Origin of the sequence: Streptomyces sp. NBC_01635 (assembly GCF_045209715.1) — a bacterium.
Classification (GTDB): domain Bacteria; phylum Actinomycetota; class Actinomycetes; order Streptomycetales; family Streptomycetaceae; genus Streptomyces; species Streptomyces hirsutus.
Genome location: NZ_CP109277.1, coordinates 4,959,059 through 4,983,184, shown reverse-complemented (window position 1 = coordinate 4,983,184; position 24,126 = coordinate 4,959,059). Strand labels below are relative to the sequence as shown.

Annotated in this window: 23 protein-coding genes, 1 tRNA gene and 2 pseudogenes; 18 read left to right on the top strand and 8 right to left on the bottom strand. The window is 67.9% G+C overall.

What is annotated here, in order from left to right; translation table 11 throughout:
- Positions 1 to 51: 51 nt before the first annotated feature.
- On the bottom strand, positions 52 to 390 hold the full coding sequence (locus OHB56_RS23285) for a WhiB family transcriptional regulator (protein ID WP_055597205.1): 339 nt from the start codon (positions 388 to 390) through the stop codon (positions 52 to 54).
- 417 nt (positions 391 to 807) lie between these two features.
- Here OHB56_RS23285 and OHB56_RS23280 point away from each other — a divergent pair, with 417 nt between their 5' ends.
- On the top strand, positions 808 to 3,105 hold the full coding sequence (locus OHB56_RS23280) for a transglycosylase domain-containing protein (RefSeq protein ID WP_406355456.1): 2,298 nt from the start codon (positions 808 to 810) through the stop codon (positions 3,103 to 3,105).
- Positions 3,106 to 3,231: 126 nt separating this feature from the next.
- Here the strand turns inward: OHB56_RS23280 and OHB56_RS23275 are convergent, their stop codons facing one another.
- The gene (locus OHB56_RS23275) at positions 3,232 to 3,696 is read right to left on the bottom strand and encodes a GatB/YqeY domain-containing protein (RefSeq protein WP_055597203.1); all 465 of its coding nucleotides are present in this window, start codon (positions 3,694 to 3,696) and stop codon (positions 3,232 to 3,234) included.
- Positions 3,697 to 3,882: 186 nt separating this feature from the next.
- Between OHB56_RS23275 and OHB56_RS23270 the strand changes: the two genes are divergently transcribed.
- The 5 genes from OHB56_RS23270 to OHB56_RS23250 all read left to right on the top strand — a co-directional run bounded on the left by OHB56_RS23270 (position 3,883) and on the right by OHB56_RS23250 (position 8,909).
- Positions 3,883 to 4,809, top strand: coding sequence for a metallophosphoesterase (locus tag OHB56_RS23270; RefSeq protein ID WP_406355454.1), 927 nt, complete (start codon positions 3,883 to 3,885; stop codon positions 4,807 to 4,809).
- A gap of 193 nt (positions 4,810 to 5,002) precedes the next feature.
- Positions 5,003 to 5,806 (top strand): Pr6Pr family membrane protein, encoded by an 804-nt coding sequence (locus tag OHB56_RS23265; RefSeq protein WP_406355452.1) that lies wholly within the window; start codon positions 5,003 to 5,005, stop codon positions 5,804 to 5,806.
- Between the two features lie 33 nt (positions 5,807 to 5,839).
- Positions 5,840 to 5,913 (top strand) — tRNA-Pro (locus OHB56_RS23260).
- A 732-nt stretch (positions 5,914 to 6,645) separates the two neighbouring features.
- Entirely contained in the window at positions 6,646 to 7,194 is a 549-nt protein-coding gene (locus tag OHB56_RS23255; protein ID WP_406355450.1) for a mobilization protein, read from the top strand.
- Positions 7,191 to 8,909 carry a relaxase/mobilization nuclease domain-containing protein gene (locus OHB56_RS23250; RefSeq protein ID WP_406355449.1) on the top strand — a complete coding sequence of 573 codons (1,719 nt, stop codon included), beginning with the start codon at positions 7,191 to 7,193 and terminating at the stop codon, positions 8,907 to 8,909. Before OHB56_RS23255 ends, OHB56_RS23250 begins: the two co-directional genes overlap by 4 nt.
- A 22-nt stretch (positions 8,910 to 8,931) precedes the next feature.
- On the opposite strand, the gene OHB56_RS23245 is transcribed toward OHB56_RS23250, so the two are convergent.
- Positions 8,932 to 9,984 carry a helix-turn-helix domain-containing protein gene (locus OHB56_RS23245; protein ID WP_326753959.1) on the bottom strand — a complete coding sequence of 351 codons (1,053 nt, stop codon included), beginning with the start codon at positions 9,982 to 9,984 and terminating at the stop codon, positions 8,932 to 8,934.
- A gap of 816 nt (positions 9,985 to 10,800) precedes the next feature.
- Here OHB56_RS23245 and OHB56_RS23240 point away from each other — a divergent pair.
- From OHB56_RS23240 to OHB56_RS23205, 8 genes are all read left to right on the top strand, one after another.
- A complete protein-coding gene (locus tag OHB56_RS23240; protein WP_406355447.1) occupies positions 10,801 to 11,919 on the top strand; it encodes an LLM class flavin-dependent oxidoreductase in 1,119 nt (372 codons plus the stop codon).
- Positions 11,920 to 11,950: 31 nt separating this feature from the next.
- Positions 11,951 to 12,475, top strand: coding sequence for a cupin domain-containing protein (locus tag OHB56_RS23235; protein WP_326753957.1), 525 nt, complete (start codon positions 11,951 to 11,953; stop codon positions 12,473 to 12,475).
- On the top strand, positions 12,472 to 13,431 hold the full coding sequence (locus OHB56_RS23230) for an oxaloacetate decarboxylase (RefSeq protein ID WP_406355445.1): 960 nt from the start codon (positions 12,472 to 12,474) through the stop codon (positions 13,429 to 13,431). The genes OHB56_RS23235 and OHB56_RS23230 overlap by 4 nt, the downstream gene beginning before the upstream one ends.
- A gap of 100 nt (positions 13,432 to 13,531) precedes the next feature.
- On the top strand, positions 13,532 to 14,302 hold the full coding sequence (locus OHB56_RS23225) for an SDR family NAD(P)-dependent oxidoreductase (protein WP_406355443.1): 771 nt from the start codon (positions 13,532 to 13,534) through the stop codon (positions 14,300 to 14,302).
- 70 nt (positions 14,303 to 14,372) lie between these two features.
- Entirely contained in the window at positions 14,373 to 15,305 is a 933-nt protein-coding gene (locus OHB56_RS23220; protein WP_406355442.1) for an SDR family NAD(P)-dependent oxidoreductase, read from the top strand.
- 35 nt (positions 15,306 to 15,340) lie between these two features.
- Positions 15,341 to 15,859 (top strand): flavin reductase family protein, encoded by a 519-nt coding sequence (locus tag OHB56_RS23215; RefSeq protein ID WP_202280787.1) that lies wholly within the window; start codon positions 15,341 to 15,343, stop codon positions 15,857 to 15,859.
- 101 nt (positions 15,860 to 15,960) lie between these two features.
- Positions 15,961 to 16,197 (top strand): hypothetical protein, encoded by a 237-nt coding sequence (locus OHB56_RS23210; protein ID WP_406355440.1) that lies wholly within the window; start codon positions 15,961 to 15,963, stop codon positions 16,195 to 16,197.
- 41 nt (positions 16,198 to 16,238) lie between these two features.
- Positions 16,239 to 16,718, top strand: a complete 480-nt coding sequence (locus OHB56_RS23205) for a riboflavin kinase (RefSeq protein ID WP_406355438.1) — start codon at positions 16,239 to 16,241, stop codon at positions 16,716 to 16,718.
- Between the two features lie 469 nt (positions 16,719 to 17,187).
- On the opposite strand, the gene OHB56_RS23200 is transcribed toward OHB56_RS23205, so the two are convergent.
- Positions 17,188 to 17,532 carry a VOC family protein gene (locus OHB56_RS23200; RefSeq protein WP_406355437.1) on the bottom strand — a complete coding sequence of 115 codons (345 nt, stop codon included), beginning with the start codon at positions 17,530 to 17,532 and terminating at the stop codon, positions 17,188 to 17,190.
- Between the two features lie 126 nt (positions 17,533 to 17,658).
- Positions 17,659 to 18,411: a transposase family protein gene (locus OHB56_RS23195; RefSeq protein WP_326757102.1), complete on the bottom strand. Its 753-nt coding sequence runs from the start codon at positions 18,409 to 18,411 to the stop codon at positions 17,659 to 17,661.
- Positions 18,412 to 18,560: 149 nt separating this feature from the next.
- Here OHB56_RS23195 and OHB56_RS23190 point away from each other — a divergent pair, with 149 nt between their 5' ends.
- Positions 18,561 to 19,127 carry a Uma2 family endonuclease gene (locus OHB56_RS23190; protein WP_055628263.1) on the top strand — a complete coding sequence of 189 codons (567 nt, stop codon included), beginning with the start codon at positions 18,561 to 18,563 and terminating at the stop codon, positions 19,125 to 19,127.
- Positions 19,128 to 19,679: 552 nt separating this feature from the next.
- On the opposite strand, the pseudogene OHB56_RS23185 reads toward OHB56_RS23190, so the two are convergent.
- Positions 19,680 to 20,045 (bottom strand): annotated as a pseudogene (locus OHB56_RS23185) (tyrosine-type recombinase/integrase); the annotation flags it as partial.
- A 1-nt stretch (position 20,046) separates the two neighbouring features.
- Here OHB56_RS23185 and OHB56_RS23180 point away from each other — a divergent pair.
- The 3 genes and pseudogenes from OHB56_RS23180 to OHB56_RS23170 all read left to right on the top strand — a co-directional run.
- Positions 20,047 to 20,943, top strand: a pseudogene (locus tag OHB56_RS23180) (DUF1152 domain-containing protein); the annotation flags it as partial.
- Positions 20,940 to 21,182: a hypothetical protein gene (locus OHB56_RS23175; protein WP_406355435.1), complete on the top strand. Its 243-nt coding sequence runs from the start codon at positions 20,940 to 20,942 to the stop codon at positions 21,180 to 21,182. The pseudogene OHB56_RS23180 and the gene OHB56_RS23175, both read left to right, overlap by 4 nt.
- Before the next feature lie 1,009 nt (positions 21,183 to 22,191).
- Positions 22,192 to 22,497, top strand: a complete 306-nt coding sequence (locus OHB56_RS23170; protein WP_406355433.1) for a hypothetical protein — start codon at positions 22,192 to 22,194, stop codon at positions 22,495 to 22,497.
- A gap of 392 nt (positions 22,498 to 22,889) precedes the next feature.
- Here OHB56_RS23170 and OHB56_RS23165 read toward each other — a convergent pair whose 3' ends face one another.
- A complete protein-coding gene (locus OHB56_RS23165) occupies positions 22,890 to 23,357 on the bottom strand; it encodes a DUF4240 domain-containing protein (RefSeq protein WP_406359199.1) in 468 nt (155 codons plus the stop codon).
- 211 nt (positions 23,358 to 23,568) lie between these two features.
- Complete coding sequence (locus tag OHB56_RS23160) at positions 23,569 to 24,000, bottom strand: SMI1/KNR4 family protein (RefSeq protein WP_362100699.1); 432 nt, start codon at positions 23,998 to 24,000, stop codon at positions 23,569 to 23,571.
- Positions 24,001 to 24,126 lie beyond the last annotated feature (126 nt).

Here is a 24,126-nt window from a genome sequence, read left to right as displayed (position 1 = left end):
CCGGAGCCCCGCCCACGCGGAGCGGAGCAGGGGCCGAGACCCCGAGAACCCTCAGCCCACCGCCGCGAAGCTCGCGTACACCTCGTCGTCGTCGAGGGGCATGACACCTGTCCCCTGCTCGTACTCCGTGCGCGCGGTCTCCAGCAGCCGGCGCCAGGACGTCACCGTGGGCCTCCGGCGCAGCAGTGCGCGGCGCTCACGTTCCGTCATGCCTCCCCACACGCCGAACTCGACGCGGTTGTCGAGCGCGTCGGCCAGGCACTCCGTGCGTACCGGACACCCGGTGCACACCGCCTTGGCCCTGTTCTGCGCTGCTCCTTGAACGAACAGTTCATCCGGATCAGTAGTGCGGCAGGCAGCCTGCGCACTCCAGTCGGTAACCCAGCCCATACCGGCGCCGTCCTCTCCCGAATCGAGGCTCCCCCACGGCGGCAGCGGCATATTCACCGCCGCCAGTTGAGGACGTTACGGAAGGTGGGCACAGCGCAACACCCCCAGCGGGCCCAATCTTGAATGGCCCGAACGGACTATGGGTAAGCGGCAGATCACCCGGGGGAGTGAGCTGGCGACATGCGCGACAATCCCGACGCTTCGGGGCGTTTCACTTGCGCCACAACGGACACCATGTGACACGGAAGGTGGATCCGGACACGCATCCCCCACGCCCCGACAAAAAAGTCGGAGAGATCCGGAACGATTCGGGATCGCCCGGCGTATTGATACGTGACCTCACTGCTGTGACAGTTGTGGGCAGCTTAGGCCAAGGCCTGTACGCGTGTCCGGCAAATGAGAACGTAGGCTGCTCCCATGCCAAAGAAGCGCTCGGGCGGCGGCCTGTCGGCAACGCAGCAGGCCGCGAAGTTCCTCGGTGTCAGTGTCCTGTCGGGGGCCGTGCTGGCCGGTATCGCGCTGCCCGCCGTGGGAGCGCTGGGCCTCGCCGCCAAGGGGTCGGTGGAGAGCTTCGACGAACTCCCCGCCAACCTCAAGACGCCTCCGCTCAGTCAGCGCACCACCATCCTCGACGCGGCGGGCGGCAAGATCGCCACCGTCTACTCGCGCGACCGCACGGTGGTCGACCTCAAGGACATCTCGCCGCACCTCCAGAAGGCGATCGTCGCGATCGAGGACTCGCGCTTCTACGAGCACGGCGCGGTCGACCTGAAGGGCGTACTGCGCGCGATGAACCGCAACGCGCAGAGCGGCGGCGTCTCCCAGGGTGCCTCCACCCTGACGCAGCAGTACGTGAAGAACGTCTTCGTGGAGGAGGCCGGTGACGACGCGACCAAGGTCGCGCAGGCCACCCAGCAGACGATCGGCCGCAAGATCCGCGAGCTGAAGTTCGCGATCCAGGTCGAGGAGGAGCTGGGCAAGAAGAAGATCCTCGAGAACTACCTGAACATCACGTACTTCGGCCAGCAGGCCTACGGCGTGGAGGCCGCCTCCCAGCGCTACTTCTCCAAGCCCGCCAAGGACCTCAACCTCCAGGAGTCGGCGCTCATCGCCGGCCTCGTCCAGTCGCCGAGCCGGTACGACCCGGTGAACGACGAGACGGAGGCCCTCAAGCGGCGCAACACCGTCCTGGCGCGGATGGCCCAGGTCGGCGACATCTCCGAGGAGCAGGCCACCGAGGCGTCGAGCACACCGCTCGGGCTGAAGATCAGCAAGCCGAAGAACGGCTGCATCACGGCGGTCGACGGCGCGGGCTTCTTCTGCGACTACGTGCGCCAGGTGTTCCTGACCGACCCGACCTTCGGCAAGACCCCGGAAGCGCGGGCCAAGGTCTGGAACCACGGCGGTCTGACGATCCGTACGACGCTCGAAGCGCAGGCGCAGAAGTCCCTGCAGGCGTCGGTCAAGAGCCACGTCAACAAGAGCGACGAGGTGGCCACCGCCGCCAGCGTCATCGAGCCCGGCACCGGCAAGATCCGCGCCATGGGCCAGTCGCGTCCGTACGGCTTCGGCAAGAACGAGACGCAGATCAACCTCTCCGTGGACCAGGGCATGGGCGGTGGCGCCGGCTATCAGCCCGGTTCGACGTTCAAGCCGATCGTGGCCGCGGCCGCCCTCGAGGGCGGGATGCCGGCGACGAAGACGTACGCCTCGCCGTACCAGATGGACTACCCGACCCCGGTCTCGGCCTGCGAGGGCAAGACGTGGAACGAGTCGGGCGTCCCGGTCGAGAACGAGAACGAGACCGAGGTCGGCCCGTACGACATGAAGGAAGCGACCGCGAAGTCGGTCAACACCTACTACATCGAAATGATCAGCGACATCGGCATCTGCCCGGTGACGCAGATGGCGAAGCAGATGGGCGTCGAGCGGGCCGACGGCAACAAGATGATGCAGGCGCCGTCGATCGCCCTCGGCACCCAGGAGATGTCCCCGCTGACCATGGCGAACGGCTACGCCACGTTCGCCTCGCGCGGCATGTACTGCACGCCGGTCGCCATCGAGTCCATCAGCCGGCGCGTCGGCGAGAAGTCGAAGTCGCTTCCGGTCCCGAAGTCGACGTGCTCGCGCGCGATGTCGGAGAAGACGGCCGACACCATCAACACGCTCCTGCGGGGCGTGGTCGAGGACGGTACGGGTACGGAGGCCGGTCTCGGCGGCCGCCCGAGCGCGGGCAAGACCGGTACGACGGACTTCCGTTACGCCGCCTGGTTCGTGGGCTACACGCCGAACCTGGCCGGTGCGGTGTGGGTCGGCGACCCCGAGCACAAGCGGCAGATGGTCGACATCTCGATCGGCGGGACCTGGCACGCGAAGGTGTTCGGTGGCCAGGTGCCCGGCCCGATCTGGCGCGACATGATGAGCGGCGCGCTGAACGGCAAGGAAGCCCCCGAGTTCAACCTCATCCACATCCCGGACCGCAAGAAGCCCGACGAGGACAAGGGCCGAGGCCGGGGCCGGGGCCGCGGGGGCGACGAGGACCGTGACGACGACCGCAACAACGGCGGCGGCGGGTTCATCGGCGGCCTGGGCGGCGGCGAGAACGGCGGAGACGGCGGCACCGGCACCAACGGCGGGGCCGAGCCGAACCCGACCATCTCCATCCCGGAGGGCTTCATCCAGGGCCCCGGCAACGGGCCGGGCGGGCGGCGCTGACAGCACACCGGCGGCACAGCGAAGGGCCCCTCTTTCCCGCACCGGGAGGGAGGGGCCCTTCGCTGTCCGCCGGCTCGTCCGGCGGGACGCTTTCGCTCACCGGACGTCTGCCCGACGCCCACCGGCTCAGCCGGCGAGGAGCTTCTTCACCGCGGCGGCGACCCGGCCGCCCTCGGCCTGTCCGGCCACCTTCGGGTTGACGATCTTCATGACCGCCCCCATGGCCCGCGGGCCCTCCGCGCCGGCCGCCTTCGCCTCCTCGACGGCCTGGGAAACGATCGCGTTCAGCTCGTCGTCGGACATCTGCCGGGGCAGGTACCGCGCGAGCAGCTCGCCCTCCGCCTTCTCCCGCTCGGCCTGCTCGGGACGTCCGCCCTGCGCGAAGGCGTCCGCCGCCTCACGGCGCTTCTTCGCCTCACGGGTGATCACCTTGAGGACCTCGTCGTCGGAGAGCTCGCGCTTCTCCTTCCCCGCGACCTCCTCCTTGGTGATCGCGGTGAGCGTCAGCCGGAGCGTGGAGGAGCTGAGCTCGTCACGCTCTCTGATCGCAACGTTGAGGTCGTCGTGCAGCTTCGACTTGAGCGTGGTCATGCCTCGATTGTCGCAGGAAGGGGAGGCAGGACGCCCGCGCATTTCCTTCCCGCCCCACACTCGCCCCACACCCGCCCCAAAGCCCGGCGTTCCCGGGCATGTTCGGGCGGCCGGACACCGGCTCCGGCCGACCACCCGAAAGGCGCCGCGGCTCTCCACTCCCCCCGGATCTGACACGATGGGCGCATGCGCGCGCGATACGGAATCCCCCTGGGAATCACGGCGGCCGGTGCCGCCGGACTGGTGTACGCGGCGGGCTTCGAGGCCCGCTCCTTCCGGCTGCGACGGGTGACGATCCCCGTCCTGCCCGCCGGAATGCGCCCCCTGCGCGTCCTGCAGATCTCCGACATCCACCTGGTGGGCGGCCAGCGCAAGAAGCAGCGCTGGCTGCGCTCGCTGGCGGGCCTGCGCCCGGACTTCGTGATCAACACGGGCGACAACCTGTCCGACCCGGAGGGCGTCCCGGAGGTGCTGGACGCGCTGGGCCCGCTGATGGAGTTCCCGGGCGCGTACGTCTTCGGCTCCAACGACTACTACGGCCCCAAGCTGCGCAACCCGGCCCGCTACCTGATCGAGAAGGCCCAGGGCCGGCACGGCCTGAACGGCAACGACCCGGCCGCCAACGTGATCCACAACCCGTGGGAGGACCTGCGGGACGGCTTCGACGGCGCCGGCTGGCGGAACCTGACGAACACCAGGGACCTCCTCAAGATCGAGGGCGCCACGATCGAGCTGACCGGCCTGGACGACCCGCACATCAAGCGGGACCGCTACGCGGAGGTGGCGGGCGGCCCGTCGAGCACGGCGGACTTCTCGATGGGCGTCGTCCACGCCCCCTACCTGCGCGTCCTGGACTCCTTCACGGCCGACGGCTACCCCCTGGTCCTGGCCGGCCACACCCACGGCGGCCAGCTCTGCATCCCCTTCTACGGCGCGCTGGTCACCAACTGCGACCTGGACACCGACCGGGTGAAGGGCCTGTCCACGCACACGTCCGCGGGCCGCACCTCCTACCTCCACGTCTCCGCGGGCTGCGGCACCAACCGCTACACCCCGGTCCGCTTCGCCTGCCCGCCGGAGGCGACGCTGATGACCCTGGTGGGGCGGGAGTAGCCGGCCGAGAAACCGGGCGGGGAGCAGGGGCCGGACGGCTATGTGACCGGGCGGCTGCGTGACCGGGTGACTGTACGACCGGGTCGCCGGATGGCCGGGGGGGGCCGATACGGCCGAGCCGAGCCGGCCCCCATGTCACCCGTCCGGCCCACCCGCATCGCCCCGACCAGGTCATCCACCCACTCTGGGGTCCATGACCGCCCCGATACCCAGGGACATCCCTGACCTCCCCGTCATCCCCGGAAGACGGACGAACCTCATGCCCTCGTCCGCCCCCGCGGGAGCCGTGGCGCCGCCGGTGCGCCGCCCCCTGACAGCGACGTACCGCCTGCTCCTGGCCCTGGCGGCGATCGCGGCGGTGACCGTCGAGATCCTGCTCGGCAGCCCCGCACGAGTCCTGAGCCACTTCACGATCCAGAGCACGCTCCTGCTGGCCGTGGTCACGCTCGCCTCGGCCCGCCACGCCTGGACCGCCCGCCGCCCTCTCCCGGGCGCCCTGACCGGAGCGGCGCTGCTGTACGTGGTCGCGGCAGCCCTGCTCCACCACGTACTCCTGGCGGACGCGGCACCGGCGTACACGATGACGGGGACGGCGGAGCCGACGGCCCTGACCGGCCCGGCCGGGACGCTGGCCGCGCTCGCGCCCCCCACCCTGCACACGGTGCTCCCGATCGCGGCGGTGCTGGACTGGCTACTCCTCTCCCCGCCGGCCCGCATACGCCTCGCCCACGCCGCCGCATGGCTCCTGTACCCGACGGCCTACCTGGTCTTCACCCTGCTCCGCGGGCTGCTCCTCCCCGCCGGCCCGGCCCGCCACCTCTACCCCTTCCAGGACACCGGCCGGCACGGCCACCCGTACGTCCTGGGCGTCTCCCTCCTCCTGCTCCTCGTCCTGTACTGCCTGGCCGTCACCCTCATCGCCGTGGACCGCACCCGCCCGGACCCCCTCCGCCTGGGCGCCAAAACCGGATTTCGTCTCCAGCCACCGGTGGGCTAAAGTAAACGACGTCGCCGCGAGAGCAGCGACAATCGGGGTGTGGCGCAGCTTGGTAGCGCGCTTCGTTCGGGACGAAGAGGTCGTGGGTTCAAATCCCGCCACCCCGACAGAGAAGTACCAGGTCAGGGGCCTGATCCGCAATGCGGATCAGGCCCCTGAGTGGTTTGTGGGGTGCTCTTGGGAGCCATTTGGGAGCCGAGCACGGGAGTCTGCTCCCAGTCGGCTCCTGGAAGCAGACACGTGGTTCCAAGCGCGAAGCTCGATGGACTACCCCGGAAGCCGTCCGCGCCATAGACCACCTGCACGCACCAGTGCTCAACGAACTCGCCATCGTCGTCGTTCAGCGCGGTCCCGACCAGGACACTCGCTACCTCGCCTTCTGCCGAGTGGTCATGCAGAGCTCGCTCCAACGTCTCGGCCACCACCTCGTGAGGCAGCGCGGGAGGATCTCGAAACTCAGATGAGAGTGCACCCCGCGAGATAACGTGTCCCGCGCCAACCGCTCTCGACCGGCAAGACCGAGGCGTAGCCTGATGCGGCACTAACTGTCGCGCCAGGGTGGTTGACGGATCTGTGGACAACTCACTCGAGAACCGCCCGTGTCGCACAATGAAGTGTCGGTGAGTGGGAGTCGGGGGGCGCGATGGCACTGGTACACGTTCATGGCATCGGAAACCGGAAGGCCGATGCCGTGGGGCGTTCTGCCGCTCTGCGCGACGAACTGTTACGCCGACATCTCCTCCCCGCGACCGGCCACTCCCCCGGCGCTCTGCTGTCCAGCCCCTGGTGGGGCGAGCTCGTCGCGGAACCGGCCTGAGGGTGGGCCTCGCTGGCCCCGGATGAGGTGGAGTCGCTGGGCAGCGAAGGCGAGGAGCCGCTGGAGGCGGCCGTCGCCGAAGCTCTGGCGGACGCCGCCGCCGGGCCGGAACAGTGGGAAGGCTGCGACCGAGGGCGGACCGCAGCCGGGCAGGGCCGGCCACAAGGCCAGGGCCAGGAAGGGGAAGTCGCGTCCGCGCGACAGGAAGCAGCGCCCCGCCCACAGCGTCCGCCTCAACGAGCACGAACTCGCCATCATCCGATCCGGCGCCGAGCACGTCGGCATGAGCGTGGCCGGGTTTTTGGCCTACTCCGCCCTGGCCACCGCCCGTGACCAGTCCCGCACCGCGGCCGCCATCGCCACCGAGCGCGATGTCCTGACCGCGCTGTTCGGCGTACGCCGCCAACTCGGCTGGGCCGGCAGCAACGTCAACCAGATCGCCAAGGCCCTCAACTCCGATGCTGACGCACCGCACTTCGCCGCCGCTCTCGACGGTCTGCGACGCGCCGCGCAGGCCGTCCAGCGGGCGGCCGACAGGATCACCAACCGGCGGGAGGACGAGGCGGCTTGATCCCCCGGATCCACCAGCAGGGCAGCAACACCCTCGGCCTCCTGCACTACCTGTACGGCAGGGGCACCCACGAGGAGCACATCGACCCGCACCTGGTCGCCTCCTTCGACACCATGGCCCCCGACCCCGGCCGCGACCTCTCGGCGACGAAGAAGGACCTCCAGCATCTCCTCGACCAGCCCCTGTCCCTCCTCGCTGCGGACCAGCGTCCCGACAAGCACGTCTGGCACTGTTCCGTGCGCGCCGCCCCCGACGACCCGATCCTGTCCGACGAGCAGTGGGCCGAGATCGCCCGCCGCATGGTCGCCGCCACCGGCATCGACCCCGGCGACGGCGCCGGCTGCCGCTGGGCCGCCGTCCGCCACGCCACCGACCACATCCACATCATCGCCACCCTCGTCCGGGAGGACGGCCGCCGCCCCGACCACCACCGCTCCGGCAAGCGCGCCCAGGCCGAGGCCCGCCTCATCGAAGCCGAGTACGGCCTGCACCGCGTCACCCCTGGTGACGGCACCGCCGCCAAGCGGCCCACCAGCGCCGAACGCCACAAGGCCGAGCGCCAGGGCAGGGAGCGCACCGTGCGGGAGGAGCTGCGCGAGACCGTCCGCCGCGCGGTGGCCGGCGCCGCCACCGAGGCCGAGTTCTTCGACCGGCTGAAGGCCGCCGGGCTTCTGGTCCGCACCAGCGTGCTGCCCTCCGGTGACCTGCGCGGCTACACCGTCGCGATGCCCGGCGATCGCAACAAGGACGGCGAACCGGTCTTCTACGCGGGCTCGACGCTCGCCCCCGACCTGTCCCTGCCCCGCATCCGGGATCGGTTCGACGCGACTGATGTCGCGGCGGCGCCGGACAGCGCCCATCCCCCGCAGCGGTCCGCGCCGTCCGCCGCGCGGCGCACCGCCACACACGCGGCATGGGCGGCCCTGCTCGTCATCGACCACGGCGACGACGGCGCCGTGGCAGCGCAGATCACCGCCACCGGCGAGGTCCTCGACGTCCTCGCCAAGACCTCCGCCCTTCACACCCGCCAGCAGCTACGCGAAGCGGCCTGGGCGTTCGAACGGGCCTCCCGCTCCCACACCCGAGCGGAGTTCCGCCACAGCCAGCAGCTACGACGCACAGCCCGGGACCTGGTCCACAGCGGCCCGGCACTCGGCCGGGGCGAGGACAGCGCCACCACCGCCATGGTGATCGACACGCTCTTCTTCCTCGCCCTCGCCGCCGCACACTGGCACGCCCAGCGCCAGCACGCCCAGCAAGCCGCAGCTGCCCGCCAGGCAGCCACCCACCTCCAGGCCGCGTACGCAGCGGCCAGCGAGGAATCGATGGCCCGCCTGCGAGCCCAGGGCCTGCGCCTGGCCCAGCCCGTACGCAACTGGTCCGCCACCCTTCTGTGCACCACCGCGCCACAGATCGCCGAGCGGGTGCTCGGCGAACCGGGCTGGCCCGCCCTGGCGGTCACCATCACGCACGCCTACCAGGCCGGCCACGACCCACGAGCGCTGCTGCATAAAGCCGTCGCCCAGCGCGAACTGCATACCGCCGAGTCCGCCAGCGACGTCCTCGTCTGGCGTCTGCGACGCATGGCCGACCTGCCCGCCAACGTGACGGTGATCTCCCCGCACAGCACCCGGGCCACGGACTCACTGCCCTACGCTGCCCCGCTCGGACCTGTCTCCATCGCTGTCGACCAGCACCGCCGACACCGCAGGTAATCACCAGCAACGGCGGGGCCGTTCAGTGTGCTGATGTCCAGGATTCCTTGTCTTCGTAGCGAGAAGCCTCCCTGAACGCCGTCGGAGGCATCCCCCTCCACCGCTTGAAGGCCATCGTGAAGCTGGCCGGATCCGTGTAGCCCAGCTTGCGGGATATTTCCGCTACAGAGTGATCTGTATGCGAGAGCAGATCGCAGGCCAGGTCACTCAAAGTCTCGTCCCGTACCCGGGCGAAGTCGTCGCCCGTGAGTTCAAGCTTGCGTTGCAGGGTGCGTGGAGAGACTCGCAGCGTCGCGGCCACATTTGCCAATGTGCGGTTGAGATTGGGTGCGGCCCTTATGGCTTTCGCGACAGTGTGGGGCCAGTCGCCAGTCGCCCGGAACGAGTCGATGATCTGGGCATCCGCCTTGACCCATGCCTCGTGCTGGAAGGCGTTGCCGAAGGGGAGCTCCTCTGTTGATATCGCAGGGTCCCACCACAGCCGCAACGCCTCGGCACAGCAGTCGATGGCGCAGGAGACGTACGTCAAAGCCTCGGGCGAGATTTCCGCGAGAGGGACTTCGATGCGGGTGAAGGGGAAAGTGCCGCCGTACAGCCACGCGAGAGAGGGGGTGGCGGTACAGAGATCGCGGTAGACGCTGAACGGGATCAACTCCTCCGGGGCGTCCGGGTAGGTGAATTCGATTCCCGTCACCCTCCCATCCGGTGCCCGGAGAGGCGTGATCTCGAGGAGCCCAGGGGCGTTATCAGTCGCGCTGGCAACTTCTGTCCACGCCGCAACGGTCGGTGCGGTCGCGAGGGCCATTCCGCGAGCGCCGTAGGTGCTCGTCGCGTAAGCGCGCGAGGCTCGCACCCAAAGATCGACGCGATCTCTTGTGAGAGCGACGAACTGAAGCTGGAAGGCCAGCTCCTTCCTTGCGGGAATAGTGCTTCCCGGTCGGGTCAGCGCGTTGGGGTCGATCTCCGCATTCGCGAGCGCAGTTCGCCAGTCGAGATCCGCCTCCTCGAGTACCTGGCGCAGGTTGTGAACACTGAAGTTCGGCACGCGCAAGTTCTGATACGAGCTCAGCTTCATCGCTGCGCTCTTTCGCCGCCGACGCATGGAGGCGGCCCGGCGTGTCCAGGAACCCTCTGAGGAAGCCGCGTCCACCTGCCGCGGTGGGGAGCCGGCCGGCCAAGGGGTCCCGGCGAAGCCGGCCCAGGTGTCGTTCCACCGCAAGGCATGTTCGCTCGGCTGCCGGGAGGAACGGTTGCAGAACGCATTTCTCTCCTCTTCGTCGAGGCGATGGGGTGCCGCTCCGGAAGCGCTGCGGTGGCTGGAGCACCGCCAGGCATCTGAAGTAACGCCAGCAGCTTTACATCTTGCGCCACCAATCGGCAAGGGGAGGCGCTGTGGCGCGCTTTCCCGCGCTGATGGCGTCTCTTGCTATGACGGTCCGGTGCTGCCCGCTCTTAGCGTCATGCGTCAACGGGGGTCGGCGGAGAAGCCGACGCACCGCCATCGAAGGAGATCCGGGGAGCACCCCCAACGTACGAGATCACCCTCAGCGGCAGGGTCATCATCGTTGCTCGTCATAGGCGACATCGCGCACGTCTGGAAAAACCACGACGACGCGGATCGCGTATACGCCGCCATCACAATTGGCTGCAACCAGTAGGCCAAGAATGCGGCTCGCCATACACCCAGTGGAGAGCGCAATCACAATCGGGCGCGTCCGGTCGGCACGCTGCCCGCGATCGCGACAACCGAACCCTTGTTCACGCGACCCGATCTGCCCCAGGTGCTCTTCGGTATCTCAGAGCCACAACGATATGGAGAAAACCAATGACGCAGAATGTCGCACCGCGTGATTTCGTCGCTGATCACACAGTCGAACGTTCTCAGCGGCCCATGATAGGTGGCCCGAACAAGTTCAAGGTCGCGATTTTCGGCGCGAATGTGACGACCGGCCAGGGCGGTCTCAACCTCGCCGAGAACACGATCAAGCTCGGCAACTGGGGCGAGATCCAAGGTCTCGCGCAGAAGGCCGACCGCTACGGTGTCGACGGGTTCATCCCCATCGCCCGCTGGCAGGGTCTCTCGGGCCCCGACCGCCCGTGGGGCCGGCAGTTCGAGACGTTCACGTGGGCCGCAGGTCTGGCAGCAGCCACGCAGAACATACAGATCTTCGCCACCTGCCTCGTCCCCTTCATCCACCCGGTGATGGCGGCGAAGATGATGGCCACCGTCGACCACATCAGCGGCGGCCGCATGGGCCTGAACGCCACAGCCGGCTACTTCAAGCCCGAATACCACATGTTCGGCGTCGAGGTGCCCGAGCACGACACGCGCTATGAGCTCGCCGACGAGTGGATGACCATCGTCGAGCGGCTCTGGGCAGTCGAAGACGACTACCAGTTCGACTTCGACGGGGACTTCTTCCAGCTCCAGGGTGCGCAGTCGTGGCCCAAGCCCGTTCAGACGCCCGGGCCGATGGTGATGAGCGCGGGCTCCAGCCCTGCCGGTCAGCAGTTCGCGTTCAAGCACGCCAACATCTTGTTCGCGGCGATCGGCAGCGTCGAGCACAGCCAGTCGGTGACGCCGAAGCTGCGCGAGAACGCCGACGCGGCCGGGCGTGAGGACCTCGGCCTGTGGGCCGGTGTGCACATCATCTGCAAGGACACGGAGAAGGAAGCGCGGGAGTACCTCGAGTACGTCGAGGAGAAGGGCGACTACGAGAGCGCCCTCCGCTACAAGCACATCATCCAGAACGGCGACTCCCGCGGGTGGAGCTGGGATCACTACAAGAAGTCCGAGGACCCGAAGCAGGACGAGAGCATCAAGACGTTCTTCCGGGCCGGTCTCGTTCCGCTCGTGGGCACGCCCGAGATGATCGTCGACGGGCTCCAGAAGCTGCAGGACTCGGGCATCACGGGCATCTGCACCGGCCTCGTCGACTACGACGAGGGCCTCGACCGGATGAACGAGCAGATCTTCCCGCTCATGCGCGACGCGGGCCTGCGCGCCTGACGTCCGACCGTTCACAAAGGAGTGAAGGCAGATGACGTTCCCTGACCCCAAGCAGTTTCGACTCGTCGTCGCGGGCCCGACCGAGTCCGGCGACGTCGACTTCCTCGACGTGGGCCCTGCCGCCGAGTTCGACTTCCCCGGCGTGTCCGCAGGTGCGTTCTACTGGGCCGTCGAAGGCGGCCACAGCAAGTCCTCCTTCGGGGCGCCGCCCGCCAAGGTCTCCCTGGCCGGGCCGAACGGGTCCACGTTCGGCGTCAGCAGCTTCCCTGCGCACTCGTCGGGCGAGGTCGACGCCTCGACCCTCGACGAGAGCATGTCCGCGACCGAGGACGACGGCGACGCCGGGATGCACGCCAGCGACACCATCGACTACGAGGTCGTCATCTCCGGCAAGGTCGACCTGGTGCTCCCGGGCGGCAAGAAGCGCACCCTCGTGCCCGGCGACCTGCTCGTCATGGCCGGCGTGCCCCACGCCTGGAAGAACCCCTACGACGAGGACTGCGTCTACATCGTCGTCACCGTCGGCTTCAACACCGCCGAGGGGGCCGCAGCGTGAGCCTGACCTCTCCCGGCAAGGCGCTGCGCGCGGTCTTCGAGAGCGAGAAGACCGAGCTGCTGCCGCTCGGCTCGGTCCCGATCCACGCCCAGATGGCGCAGCACGCGGGCTTCGGCGCGTTCCAGCTCTCCGGCGGGGTGTCGGCCTGGTGGCAGGGCATTTCCGACGTCGGCTGGCTCGCCATGACCGAGGTCGTCGACCTCGCGCGCCGCACGGCGCGCGCTGCCGACATCCCGATCTACTGCGACGGCGACACCGGCTACGGTGCGCCCCTCAACGTGCAGCGCACGGTGCTCGAGTTCATCGACGCCGGTGTCGCCGGCATCCACATCGAGGACCAGCGCGAGCCGAAGAAGTCGGGCGGTGTCGCCGGCGTCGAGCTCGTCTCCGACGTCGAGGCGATCGGTCGGCTGAACGCCGCGTGCGACGCGCGTGACAAGCTCGACGAGGACTTCGTCATTGTCGCGCGCACCGACGGGTACGGGGCGGCCGGCGGCGGCCTCGAGGAGGCGATCCGCCGCGCGCAGCTCTACAAGGCCGAGACCGGCGCCGACGTCATCTTCTACGAGGGCTTCCACACGTGGGAGCAGGCCGAGATCGCCCTCAAGGAGACGCCTGGCCCCGCATACGTCGTCGGTGTCCCGATGATCGGGACCAGGACGGTCGCCGAGATGACGGCGATGGGGCAGGCGGTGCAGTCGCTGCCCGTCTTCCTGCCCGGGGTCCGCGAGGTCTACCACTTCATGGTCGACGCCATCGAGAGCGGCGAGGCGACGGGCTTCCCCGAGTACCTCCAGAAGGTGAACGGCGACGCCGGGACGAAGTACGACATCGGCTGGGGCGCCATGTTCGGCCGTCCCTCCTCCGAGGAGGTGCGTCGCATCGAGGAGAAGTACCTCCCGAAGGACGCGCAGCGCGACTACGAGAGCAGCGCGCACGCAGGAGAGACGTACTGACGACCCACGGATCGCTCGGCCGGGACCCCTGCCCCCGGCCGGGCGGACCCTGGCGGCGCCCCCGCGTCGCCGCAGCCGATCTGACAAGGGAGTCTGATTCGTGGCGAGCTCGATGAGTGGCAAGGCCGGTCTGGTGACCGGCGCAGGGTCTGGCATCGGGCAGGCGGCCGCGGTCGCCCTGGCCCGGGCCCGGGCCTCCGTGATGGTCTCGGACATCGACGAGACGGCCGGTACCGAGACGGTCGCGAAGATCGAGGAGGAGGGCGGCACCGCGGCGTTCCTGCGCTGCGACGTCAGCGACGAGGCGCAGGTCGAGGCGCTCGTCGACGCGACGGTGTCCGCCTTCGGGAAGCTGGACTTCGCGTTCAACAACGCGGGCACCAACGGTGTCTTCGCGCCGATCGGCGACATGGACAGCGCGGTCTGGGACCGCGTGATGAAGGTCAGCCTCTACAGCGTCTTCTACTGCCTGAAGCACGAGGTGCGCGCGATGGAGGAGAACGGGGGCGGGTCGATCGTCAACACCGCCTCCGGCGCCGGGCTGATCGGCATCGCCTACAACGCGCCCTACACCGCAGCCAAGTTCGGCGTGGTCGGCATGACCCGGAACGTCGCCATGGACTACGCGCCCAAGGGCATCCGGGTCAACGCACTCGCCCCCGGCTCCACGGCCACCCCGATGATGCTGAACGCCTTCGAGCAGAACCCCGGCCAGGAGTTCAGGAACAGCATCCTGGCGGGCATCCCGATGGGAGTGCTGGCCGAGCCGGAGGACCAGGCCGACGCCGTCGTGTGGCTCTGCTCCGACCAGGCGCGGATGGTCACGGGCGTGACGCTGCCGGTCGACGGCGGCTACCTCGCGGGCAAGTAGACGGCCCGCCCCGGGGCCGCAGGAGCGGCCCCGCACAGACACGGCAGAACTTCTCAGGAGAAGCACGGACATGACTGCACAGAACCTCGACTTCGGCGGCCGCGTCGCAATCGTCACCGGCGCAGGCCAGGGCATGGGTCGCGCGCACGCCAAGATGCTCGCCTCGCGCGGCGCGCGCGTCGTCGTGAACGACCTCAACGCGGACAACGCCGCCTCGGCCGTTGCCGAGATCATCGCTGACGGCGGTACCGCCGTGGTCGACATCAACAACGTCGTCACCGGCGCGGAGGCCATCGTGCAGACCGCGATCGACGCGTACGGCCGGCTCGACATCGTCGTGAACAACGCGGGCATCAACGCGTTCGGCACGTTCTGGGAGATGGACCGCGACACGTGGTGGCGCGTCTTCGACGTCACGGTCAAGGGCGTCGTCGAGGTGTCGCGCGCCGCGATGCCGCACCTCATCGCCTCGGGCACGGGTCGCCTGATCAACATCTCCTCGAACGGCCTCATGGGTGTGCCGCTCGACTCGGCCTACTCCGCCGCCAAGGCCGCGGTGTGGGGCCTGAGCATCGGTCTCGCGGCCGAGGCGCGCGAGGTCGGCGTGCAGGTCACGACGCTCATGCCCGTGGCCTGGACGCCGATGACGCAGGACGCGTTCCCGAACCCCGTCGTGCAGGAGGCCATGAAGGAGAACGTCCCGCCGGAGGCAGTGTCGGCCTTCGTGACCTACCTCGCCCACCAGGACACCACGACGTACGCCGACACGTTCGAGATCGCGGGTGTCGCGGCGGGCCGTGTGGTCATCGCGGGCATGGAGCGCGTCGATGCTGCGGCGGCCACGCCCGAGGCATGGGTCGAACAGGCCGAGGCCCTGACGAAGGACGGCGAGATGCGCGTGTTTCACAACGCGAGCGAGTCATTCCGCGACCAGATGGTGCACCTCGCTCCCGAGCTGGACTCGGTGCTGCCCGAGGACGCCGCGAACGTGGAGAGGGTGTGAGTCCAGTGACCGTCGTAGAGCAGGAGGTCGGGTCGGTGAGCAAGGTGCGCGAGATCGTCGGGGACCCTCGAGCCGTACGCGACGCGTTCGCACAGTTCCCGTCGGGCGTGGCCGTGCTCGCGGCCGACATCGACGGCGAGAAGCACGCGCTCGTCGCATCGTCCTTCATGGTCGGCGTCTCCCTCGAACCGTGCCTCGTCGCCGTCGCGGTGCAGAAGGCGTCCGTGACGTGGGAGCAGATCTCGAAGGCGGGCCGCCTCGGCGTCTCGATCTTCGGAAAGGGGCAGGGCGGTCTCACCCGACAGCTCGCCCATAAGGATCGCGCTGCGCGATTCGAACAGGTCGCGATCGAAGTGAGCGATGACGGTGCGGTATTCATCGACAATGCGGCGTTGTGGCTCGACTGCTCCATCTCCGCCGTCTCGGAAGCCGGCGACCACTGGATGGTGCTGCTCGAAGCACACCGTCTCGGTGCCGGTGAGAACGAGCCGCTCGTCTGGCACGGTTCGACATTCCGCGAGCTCGCATCTCCTCCCGCAGTCGACGCCGCGTAACGGAGTCGAGCACACCGCCTCCGCGCCGCATCTCCGGCGCGGAGGCGACCGGGCGGCTGAATACGGCTGTTGACGCTCGCGACCGCCTGGATCCCGAATTCGTGATCGTCGCGCGCACCGGCGGATTCGGTGCTGCGGGTGGAGGTATCGACGAGGCGATTCGCCGTGCGAATCTCTACCGGGTCGAGACAGGAATCGATGTCATCTTCTACGAGGGCTTTCAGACGTGGGAGCAGGCCGAACTGGCGCTGAGAGAGACGCCCGGGTCGAATGCTTCAGGACATCAAGCAAGCTGGCGAGGGTCCCTACAGGCGAGCCGCCGATCGGTTCATATGTGATGCCACTGATGTGGCCCCTGACCGCACCAAGGAGGATTCCATTGCTGCAGACAACTCGGCAGAGCCCGGCCGGGCGCCTGACAGCGAGCCGGCCGTTCTCGGTCGAAAGCCTTCAGTCGCACGACCAGGTCGTCACCGGCGTCGTCCAACACGGCGATGCCCGCGGACGACTGCTGGGTTTTCCCACCGCCAACCTCACCATGGCGACCAGCGCTCGCCTCGACGGTGTCTGGTCCGCCGTAGTTGTCACGGAGGATGACGGCCGACACTGGCCTGCTGCGGTCTCCATCGGACGGAGAACCACCTTCTACGGCCGCCACGGCCAACGACTCCTCGAAGCCCATCTCCTCGACGTGGAGATCGAGCTGTACGACCGGGAAATATCGGTCCATCTCGTGAACCGACTCCGCTCGCAACGTCGGTTTCGTGACGTCGAGGACCTTGTGGGGCAGTTGGCGAGAGACGTTGAGGATGTCCGCAACTGGGCAACGTCGATCTCGCTCGAAGTGGGCGCGCGATGACCCCGCGTCGACCGCCTCGGTGGGCAATTCTGCGCGTTGTGGCCGCTGTGGAGGCGCAGCGTCGCGCCGGGTGCGCACGGATCGACGTCGGCCTGCTCGCACGGCAAGTCGGACTCAGCCGAAGCATGACGTCCGCTTGCCTCTTCGCGGCAGATTCAGAGCGCTCCACGCCGACGTCCCCGCATCGTGCGGTCGGTGTGCCGAAGCCGAGCTGACGACGCTTTTCGGGTCGGGTGCAAGGGTCGGGAACGGTCGACAGACGGGTGACGGTGAAGGAGTGCGGCGGCATGATCTAGCAGGCGAGGATCGGCAATGGGTGTGTTGCCTGAGCCAGAAGATGCCGAGCAGCCGAGGGGAATCTCACCCCTCGGATCTCATAGAAGCCGTGCGTAACAGTGAGCGTTTTCCAACCTCAATTTGAGCAGGCAGGTGCAGTGTGACCCGGCACACCGCGCAGGTTGGGAAAGGCTCACCGGGTGGGTGCCTCGGCGAGCGACAGGCTGTTCCCGTCCGGGTCCAGCACGACAACGTGGCGCACGCCGTTGCTGTAGGTCTCGACCGGTTCGTGGTCGATCCCGTGTGCGGCGAGTCGGGCCAGGATGTCGTCGAGGTCGTTCACGCCGAGCGTGATCATGGCTCCGCCTACTCGCTCGGCGCGCACGTCCCGATCGTCGACGACGACCCACGCATTCTCACCGAGCTGCCACAGGTACTCCTCGCCGATGATCTCGTCCGCCGGACGCCCGAAGAACGCCTCGAACCACTCCAGTGCCTTGATCCGGTCACTCACGCACATGACGCTGTACAAGTCCACTCGGGATCACTCCTCACAGTCGTTTCGGAAGTTTGACCACTCCCGTGACCGAAACTCATCGGAGGCAGGTCCCGGTTCTCCACAAGGAAGGCGAGGACAGGCGCCGTCGGCGTTATTGGAGTCACCTCACTCGCACTGAGCCTTTCCAGCCTGCGCGGTGTGCAGGGTGAGGATGGCCTGGACGAGGCTCGTGATGTGGATGGTGGAGCAGCGCAGTTTGCGCAGGATCCACCAGGTCTTGAGGGTGGCCATGGCCTGTTCGACGAGTGCGCGAATCTTCGTGTGCGCGCGGTTGACGGCCTGCTGACCTGCGGACAGCTTCTCCCAGCGCCCCCAATAGGGCACTCGCACGGTGCCGCCGGCTCCCCGGTAGCCCTTATCGGCCCAGCACTCCACGCCGGCTTCTTCCAGGGCGTTGATGATGCCGTGGGTTCGCGCGGCCTTGATGTCGTGGATCGCTCCGGGAAGCGCGGGTGATGCCCACAGCAGCCGTCCCGCCGGATCGGAGATGACCTGCAGGTTCATGCCATGCTTCTTGTGTTTCCCGGAGTAGAAGGGCCGGTCCGCCGCGATCCGGTCGATTGGCAGCAGCGTGCCGTCCAGGATGACGAACACCTTGGTGGAAGCGGTCTTCATCGCCTCAGTGAGGGTCGGGGCGAAGACCGCCAGGACATCCACGGCCTCGGCGACGTAGTGGTACGCGGTGGTGGTGCCAATGGCGAAGCCAGCCGCGAACTGGGCGTAGGTGTGGCCGCACTGCAGGTGAGCCAGGGCGAGCAGGGCCTGCCGGCCGGCGTCCAGGCGCCGCCACCGGGTACCGAGCACCTGGTGGCGCTCCCGCAGGCTAGCGGCGAGGCAGAGCAGGCCGCCGCTGAGCAGCGGCGCAGCTCCTGAGGGGCGTCGGCCACAAGGCCGGCACGCATGTTGCTAATGTCCGACAGCCTTGAGGCAGAGTGCCCGACGGGCCGGAGACAGTACGCTGAACCGAGCGGGATCGGGCCCGCCGCACAGTGTCCGGGAGGTGCTTCATGACGGCCGAGATGGTGGCCCCGGCGTGGATGCACGAGCAGATCACGGCGGAGGAGTACGAGTCCTGGTCCGAGGAGCAGTGCGCCGGCATCGAGATCGTTGACGGGATGGTCGTCGTGAGCCCGAGTGCGTCCAAGCGGCACAACCGGCTGGCTCGGATTCTGGCGAACGCCCTGGATGCCGCCGCGGGGCCGGACTGGAACGCGGACACCGACTTCGACGTCCGGCTCCAAGACGTCCCGCTGACCAATCGCCGCCCGGACGTCGTGGTGTACCGCGCGGACACGATCGACGTCACGCCCACCCGGCCCGAGCACGTGCTGCTGGCGGCGGAGGTGGTGTCACCGGGCTCGGAGACCACCGACCGGATCGTGAAGGTCGATCAGTACGCCAAGGCAGGCATCGGCTTCTACTGGCGGATCGAGCAGGCCGCGACAGGCGTTCCTCTGGTGTACACGTACGTGCTCGACCCTGCGACGAAGACATACCGGGAGGGTGACGTGTTCACCGGCGTCGTCAAGGTCACGGCTCCGTTCCCGGTGGAGATCGACCTCGGGCAGATCTGACCCACATGCTGCTCAGCGGCCTGCTGTGCGTGAGCGGACGGTGCCGCACAGGGCATCACAGAGAAGACCGCGCGACACCTGTCACGGGCTCCGACCAGGCAGATCCGGGCAGTGGAGCACCGTCCGGAACCGCCCGGCACACCCCCACCAGCCCTCGTAATGTGTAGGTCTCATCTGTGTCGACCGCCCCAGGGCACGCACGCCGTCGACCGCCCCAGTGCACGCACGCCAGAAGGCGGATCGCCAGTCCGTCGGCGCCGACCAGTCTGAGGTGGCGGATGGGGGTCCTCCTGGGAGCCATCGGGGAGCCGACTCGCTCTCCGAGCCCCTTCGAGACCACTCGAGACCACGACAGCCCGACGCTCTGACCAGGGAAAACGCCATCCGTCCTGGCGAGCTCAGCAACCGGACCTCATTCGGGACGAAGAGGTCGTGGGTTCAAATCCCGCCACCCCGACAGAGATACACCAGGTCGCCCAGGCTACTCACGTGAGTAGCCTGGGCGACCTGCTTTGTGCGTGTCTATCTGCGTGACTACCGGTTCCCGCGTGTCTAAGGCCGCTGCGTATCAGCGCCGAAGATCCCGTCCATGACCACGGCGCCGGTCTGAATCACGGGTCGGATCTGCTTCCGGTAGACCTCCTCGGTCACGGCCGTCCCGGAGTGCCCGACGAGCCGGGAGATCACTTCCAGCGGCACGCCGCGGTCGGACAGCAGGGACACGAAGCTGTGCCGGAGCTCCCGGGGCGTCCACTCGTCGGCGTTGATCCCATCGATGCCCTTGAGCGCCTGGCGGAAGGCACGGCGGACGTTGGCCGCGTCCAGCGGCTTGCCCACGGCCGAGGAGAAGACGAGCCCATATTCCTCCCACTTGTCGTCGGCGGCGAGCCGATCCCATCCCTGGTCTTCGAATTGCTGCCTCTGGTTGGTGCCGACCGAAGCCCAACCGATCGCCTCGGCAGGCTCCACCCTCCCCCGCCTCGCGGCAGAACTCCCGCACACACTGACCCTGCTCGACCCACACCACGGTGCCGAGGGCATCACCCGCCAACTGGAAGAGCTGGTAGACCACTTGATCCCCACGTCGATCGATCTGCTGGACGTCGGCGGAGACATCCTCGCCCAGGGCGACGAACCCACCCTCAAGAGCCCACTCGCCGACGCCCTCGCACTCGCCGCCTGCTGCCAGGTCAACGCCCCGATCCGATTGCTGGTCGCAGGTCCCGGGCTGGACGGCGAAATCTCCCCCGATGACCTGCGCCCCCTGCTCGGCGCCCTCGTCCACACCTTCACGGCCAAGGACGTGGAGACGATCGGCAGCATCCTGGAATGGCACCCCTCAGAGGCCACCGCCATGCTCGCCGCAACAGCCCGAGGAGCCCGCGGCATCTGCGAGGTGCGCGACACCCGCCTCCCCGTCCCCCTCACCGACGAAGGACCCACGGTCCACGAAGTCGACCTGGACAACGCAGTGAGCCGCAACAGCCTGGCCCGCGCCATCATGACGACCGCCACCCTGGACCAGGCCGAGGCCCACAGCCGCGAGATCTGCGGCTTCTCGGAAATCGACTACGAACGCAACAAGGCAGCATGGCTCACTGAGCGGCCACCGACGAAGCTGAACCCCGACGACGTACTGTCTCGGCTCGATCAGTTCCAGAGTGAGGCCCGAACCCGCGGGGTCACCCATACGACGTTCCGCCACATCACCGAGGCCCTGAACCTCAGCGGCTCCCAGCGCGACGAGCTACGCCGGCTCCTCATTCACAGCCGACCGGACCAGTACGACGCCCCGCTGTGGAACATCGGAGCATGAGCGCGTTCGCAAGCGACCCAGGCCTGAACGAAGTCCGGGACGCAGCAGGCCACGGCACAGAAGTCGACGTAGCCGTACATCTTCAGGATGGCACGGTCAGGCTCTCGCTCCTCTGGACACAAGAGATCCTGCTGAGCGCCGACGACGCCGACCAGGTAGCCCAGGCACTTCAGCGCGCCGCAGAACAAGCACGCAGGATCACAGCATCCAGACGACCGGACAGGCCAACCGGCGTCTGAATCTCACTGAGTTACAACCTTCTCTACTGGTTCAAGGCCCGCGCACGGCGCGGGCGCGCGCCGCCTTGTCGGCGGGGCCGCCGCCCTGTCTTCGCCAGCGGCGGCCCCGCCCGGCGGCGCGCTGCGTGCAAACGGGCAAGGGCGGGACGTCATCCGCGGCCACAAGATGATGCCTCCGGCGGGGGATCGGCCGGCACCGGGATGGAGGGGGCACCGTTCCCGGCCGCGGGCCCGTAGGAGTGTGCGCGGGAGCTCCCATCCCGTCCACCGCCGACCCAGGCAGAGCCGAGCAGACGCGGCCCAGGGCGTCAAGGTCGTTCGTACAGTGGCGCGCTCCACCTGGACGCCCCTGAACCACGCCCGCTCCACGGTGTGTGGGTCGACGGCGGACGGGATGGGAGCTGGGGAGAGTGGTGGGTTGAAGCGGGATGATGCCGCCATGGCAGATGAGTCGAGGCGTCCCCTCAGCGAGCTTCGTCAGGGCGAGACCGTCCAAGCAACGATCACCAGTCACGAGCCATGGGGCCTCATGGCGGAACTCAACGACTACGAACCCGTGGGCGCCTCACTGGACCTGATTCGCCGCAAGAGCGAACCTGGTGTGAAGCGACTCGCTCAGGAGCTGCCGCCTGTGGGGAGGACCATTAACCTCGTCATAGGCGAAGTGCGTACGTGGCACCGCAAGCCTTGGATATGGGTGGATCTCACGGCACCCGGACACGGCGAAAACTGACTCGGGTCGATCTGTCAAGAGGTGCCCTGACACCTGACACCAACAAGCGCGGACAGCAGCGGTCATTCCCGGCTCTAGGCGGACGATCATTCGAGGCCGCAAGCGAGTTGATAGATGCCGTCAGCTACCCGTGATCGACCTGATAAGGATGAGGCCACAGGATCAACCCCGTGGCCGGCCAGCGCCCGCTCAACCGTCGGACGAGGCGACCTGGCTTGACTCAGCCACTGAGAATCCACCGCCCTCCCGCACGTCATCCCCTGACATGATCGGCTCATGACCGAATACGACCAGCCCAACGATCCGTCCCTTGAGCAGATCCGCCAAGAGTGGCCAGCAACTGTTGCCGCGCTCCCCGTAGGCACCCGCATCACGGGTCAGGTCGTCGACTGCCAGCCCTTCGGGGTCTTCATTCGTATCGACGATGTGCCCAACGCGCTCGGGCTGGCAGATATCGGCTCCATGCCGCCCGGTGCAAGCCTTCCAGCACTGGGAGCTCAGGTCAGTGGCAAGGTCGTCTGGCACACCGATTACAACTACGAAGTGAGGATCAGACTCAGTGAGTGGATCGATCACAGCTGAGTCGGTCGGCGGCGCGTGCCCGATCTGCCGGGGAGCCAAGGGAACAGCGGGTGATCACGGTGCACGAGCACGAACACGGCCCCCGACCAAGCTGGCTGGTCAGGGGCCGGTCATCTGCGGTGGGTGTGGGATTTGAACCCACGGTGACATCGCTGCCACGACGGTTTTCGGGACTGGCGTGCACGGAAACCGGGGCCGTCTCGGGGCCGTCAAAGGGCGCTCAACGACGACCAACATTGACAACCATCGACAGCTAAGCCGCAGGTCGCAACGTTGATCAATTACACGGCCGCAGGTCAGAGACCCGGCCCGTCACTTCTTCGGCTACTGACCGCGCTCGAGGGAGCTTGACTCGACGATTGAGACTCCAGTCCAAAGCCGCTACGCCGACCTCAGCACTGGAGGTGCGGCCAGCCGTCCTTGTTGGAGAAGGTCTCGAAGCAGTATCGCGTCGAGCGATCCCACTCCCGGCCAGTAGCCAGTTCGTACGCCTGATCCGGCACGTAGAGCAACCACTCGCCGTCGTGCCGGGTGGAGGTGAACGGCGCGAACTTGTCGACGTCGAAGAACACGTCTTCCCAGACGGCTCGGCCGGCAGCGACCACCACGCAGCGGGTGTACAGGAACTGATCGGCCGACTGAGGGAAGGGACTCCCGTCTCGATCTGTCAGGTCGGCGACGGGCAGAGAGCCGAACTTCTCCTGATCCAGCCGATAGAGAGCCTCGGCATGGCGCTCGGCGAAGCCGATGATGTCCGCGACGGGACGACGACCCAACTCCTCGGCAAGGCGTCGACAGCTCGCCTCGCTGGCTTCGCCGCCCAAGGTATCTATCAGTGTCCAGAAGTCAGCCCAGGTCATCCTCACGGAGGCAGGTTGCCAGATCGCGGACCGCCTGTCTCGGGCCGCCCAAGGCAGAGCAACGCGGGCTTCGCGTGCCCCTGGCGTGCCCGATCAGCGGGCGACGAGCGGGGAACCACGGAGGGTTCGGCACTCCCACGCAGGTCAGCGGCATCGCAGGTCAACACCGATCCGCATACGGCGTCTTCCAAACTAGGGACATAGAGGGTGGCTACCGGTACCAGTCGCCATCGCCTGCGAGAGAACGGTGCAGGTAGTCCTCCAGCTCGCGCGCAGCCCACAGCCGACTGTCATTTTCGTGGTCCCAGACGAAGATGTCCGGACGCTCAGGCGTCAGCACGAAGGCGAACTGATCGCCCCCTCCGTTGTCGCCGAAGAACAGCAGCGGATCGAAGGGCATGTACAGGCCGGGGAACGTATCGGGGGACCAGAACAGCAGGTTCTGCTCCACAATCCGATCCAGGGACCATACGACGTCAGTCCCGTACTCGCCGACCATCCCGTTGGTCTCCATCAGCAGAGCAGTCAGCTGCGCCGGCAAGCCTCGGCCAAGGCGCCGCTCCGCCTCGGCTAGAGCAGTCGCGTCAACGGGTGCGCGGAACTCGACCTCGGGCAAGGCTTCGGCAGCAGCTTCTTTCCACATAGGCGCAGCCTAGGCCGAAGGGCCGACCGCCCGACAACAGGAGCTGTACAGCAGTGAAGTACAGCAACCACAGCAACCGCCCTCGGTCGGCAACGCACTTACAGGACCTCAGCGCAACCGGTATGA

What these genes read in the sequence shown, in the direction of transcription:
- OHB56_RS23285 (WP_055597205.1), bottom strand. Translation starts at nt 390, where the DNA reads ATGGGCTGGGTTACCGACTGGAGTGCGCAGGCTGCCTGCCGCACTACT.
- OHB56_RS23280 (WP_406355456.1), top strand. Translation starts at nt 808, where the DNA reads ATGCCAAAGAAGCGCTCGGGCGGCGGCCTGTCGGCAACGCAGCAGGCC.
- OHB56_RS23275 (WP_055597203.1), bottom strand. Translation starts at nt 3,696, where the DNA reads ATGACCACGCTCAAGTCGAAGCTGCACGACGACCTCAACGTTGCGATC.
- OHB56_RS23270 (WP_406355454.1), top strand. Translation starts at nt 3,883, where the DNA reads ATGCGCGCGCGATACGGAATCCCCCTGGGAATCACGGCGGCCGGTGCC.
- OHB56_RS23265 (WP_406355452.1), top strand. Translation starts at nt 5,003, where the DNA reads ATGACCGCCCCGATACCCAGGGACATCCCTGACCTCCCCGTCATCCCC.
- OHB56_RS23255 (WP_406355450.1), top strand. Translation starts at nt 6,646, where the DNA reads ATGAGGTGGAGTCGCTGGGCAGCGAAGGCGAGGAGCCGCTGGAGGCGG.
- OHB56_RS23245 (WP_326753959.1), bottom strand. Translation starts at nt 9,984, where the DNA reads ATGAAGCTGAGCTCGTATCAGAACTTGCGCGTGCCGAACTTCAGTGTT.
- OHB56_RS23240 (WP_406355447.1), top strand. Translation starts at nt 10,801, where the DNA reads ATGATAGGTGGCCCGAACAAGTTCAAGGTCGCGATTTTCGGCGCGAAT.
- OHB56_RS23235 (WP_326753957.1), top strand. Translation starts at nt 11,951, where the DNA reads ATGACGTTCCCTGACCCCAAGCAGTTTCGACTCGTCGTCGCGGGCCCG.
- OHB56_RS23220 (WP_406355442.1), top strand. Translation starts at nt 14,373, where the DNA reads ATGACTGCACAGAACCTCGACTTCGGCGGCCGCGTCGCAATCGTCACC.
- OHB56_RS23190 (WP_055628263.1), top strand. Translation starts at nt 18,561, where the DNA reads ATGACGGCCGAGATGGTGGCCCCGGCGTGGATGCACGAGCAGATCACG.
- OHB56_RS23175 (WP_406355435.1), top strand. Translation starts at nt 20,940, where the DNA reads ATGAGCGCGTTCGCAAGCGACCCAGGCCTGAACGAAGTCCGGGACGCA.
- OHB56_RS23170 (WP_406355433.1), top strand. Translation starts at nt 22,192, where the DNA reads ATGACCGAATACGACCAGCCCAACGATCCGTCCCTTGAGCAGATCCGC.
- OHB56_RS23165 (WP_406359199.1), bottom strand. Translation starts at nt 23,357, where the DNA reads ATGACCTGGGCTGACTTCTGGACACTGATAGATACCTTGGGCGGCGAA.
- OHB56_RS23160 (WP_362100699.1), bottom strand. Translation starts at nt 24,000, where the DNA reads ATGTGGAAAGAAGCTGCTGCCGAAGCCTTGCCCGAGGTCGAGTTCCGC.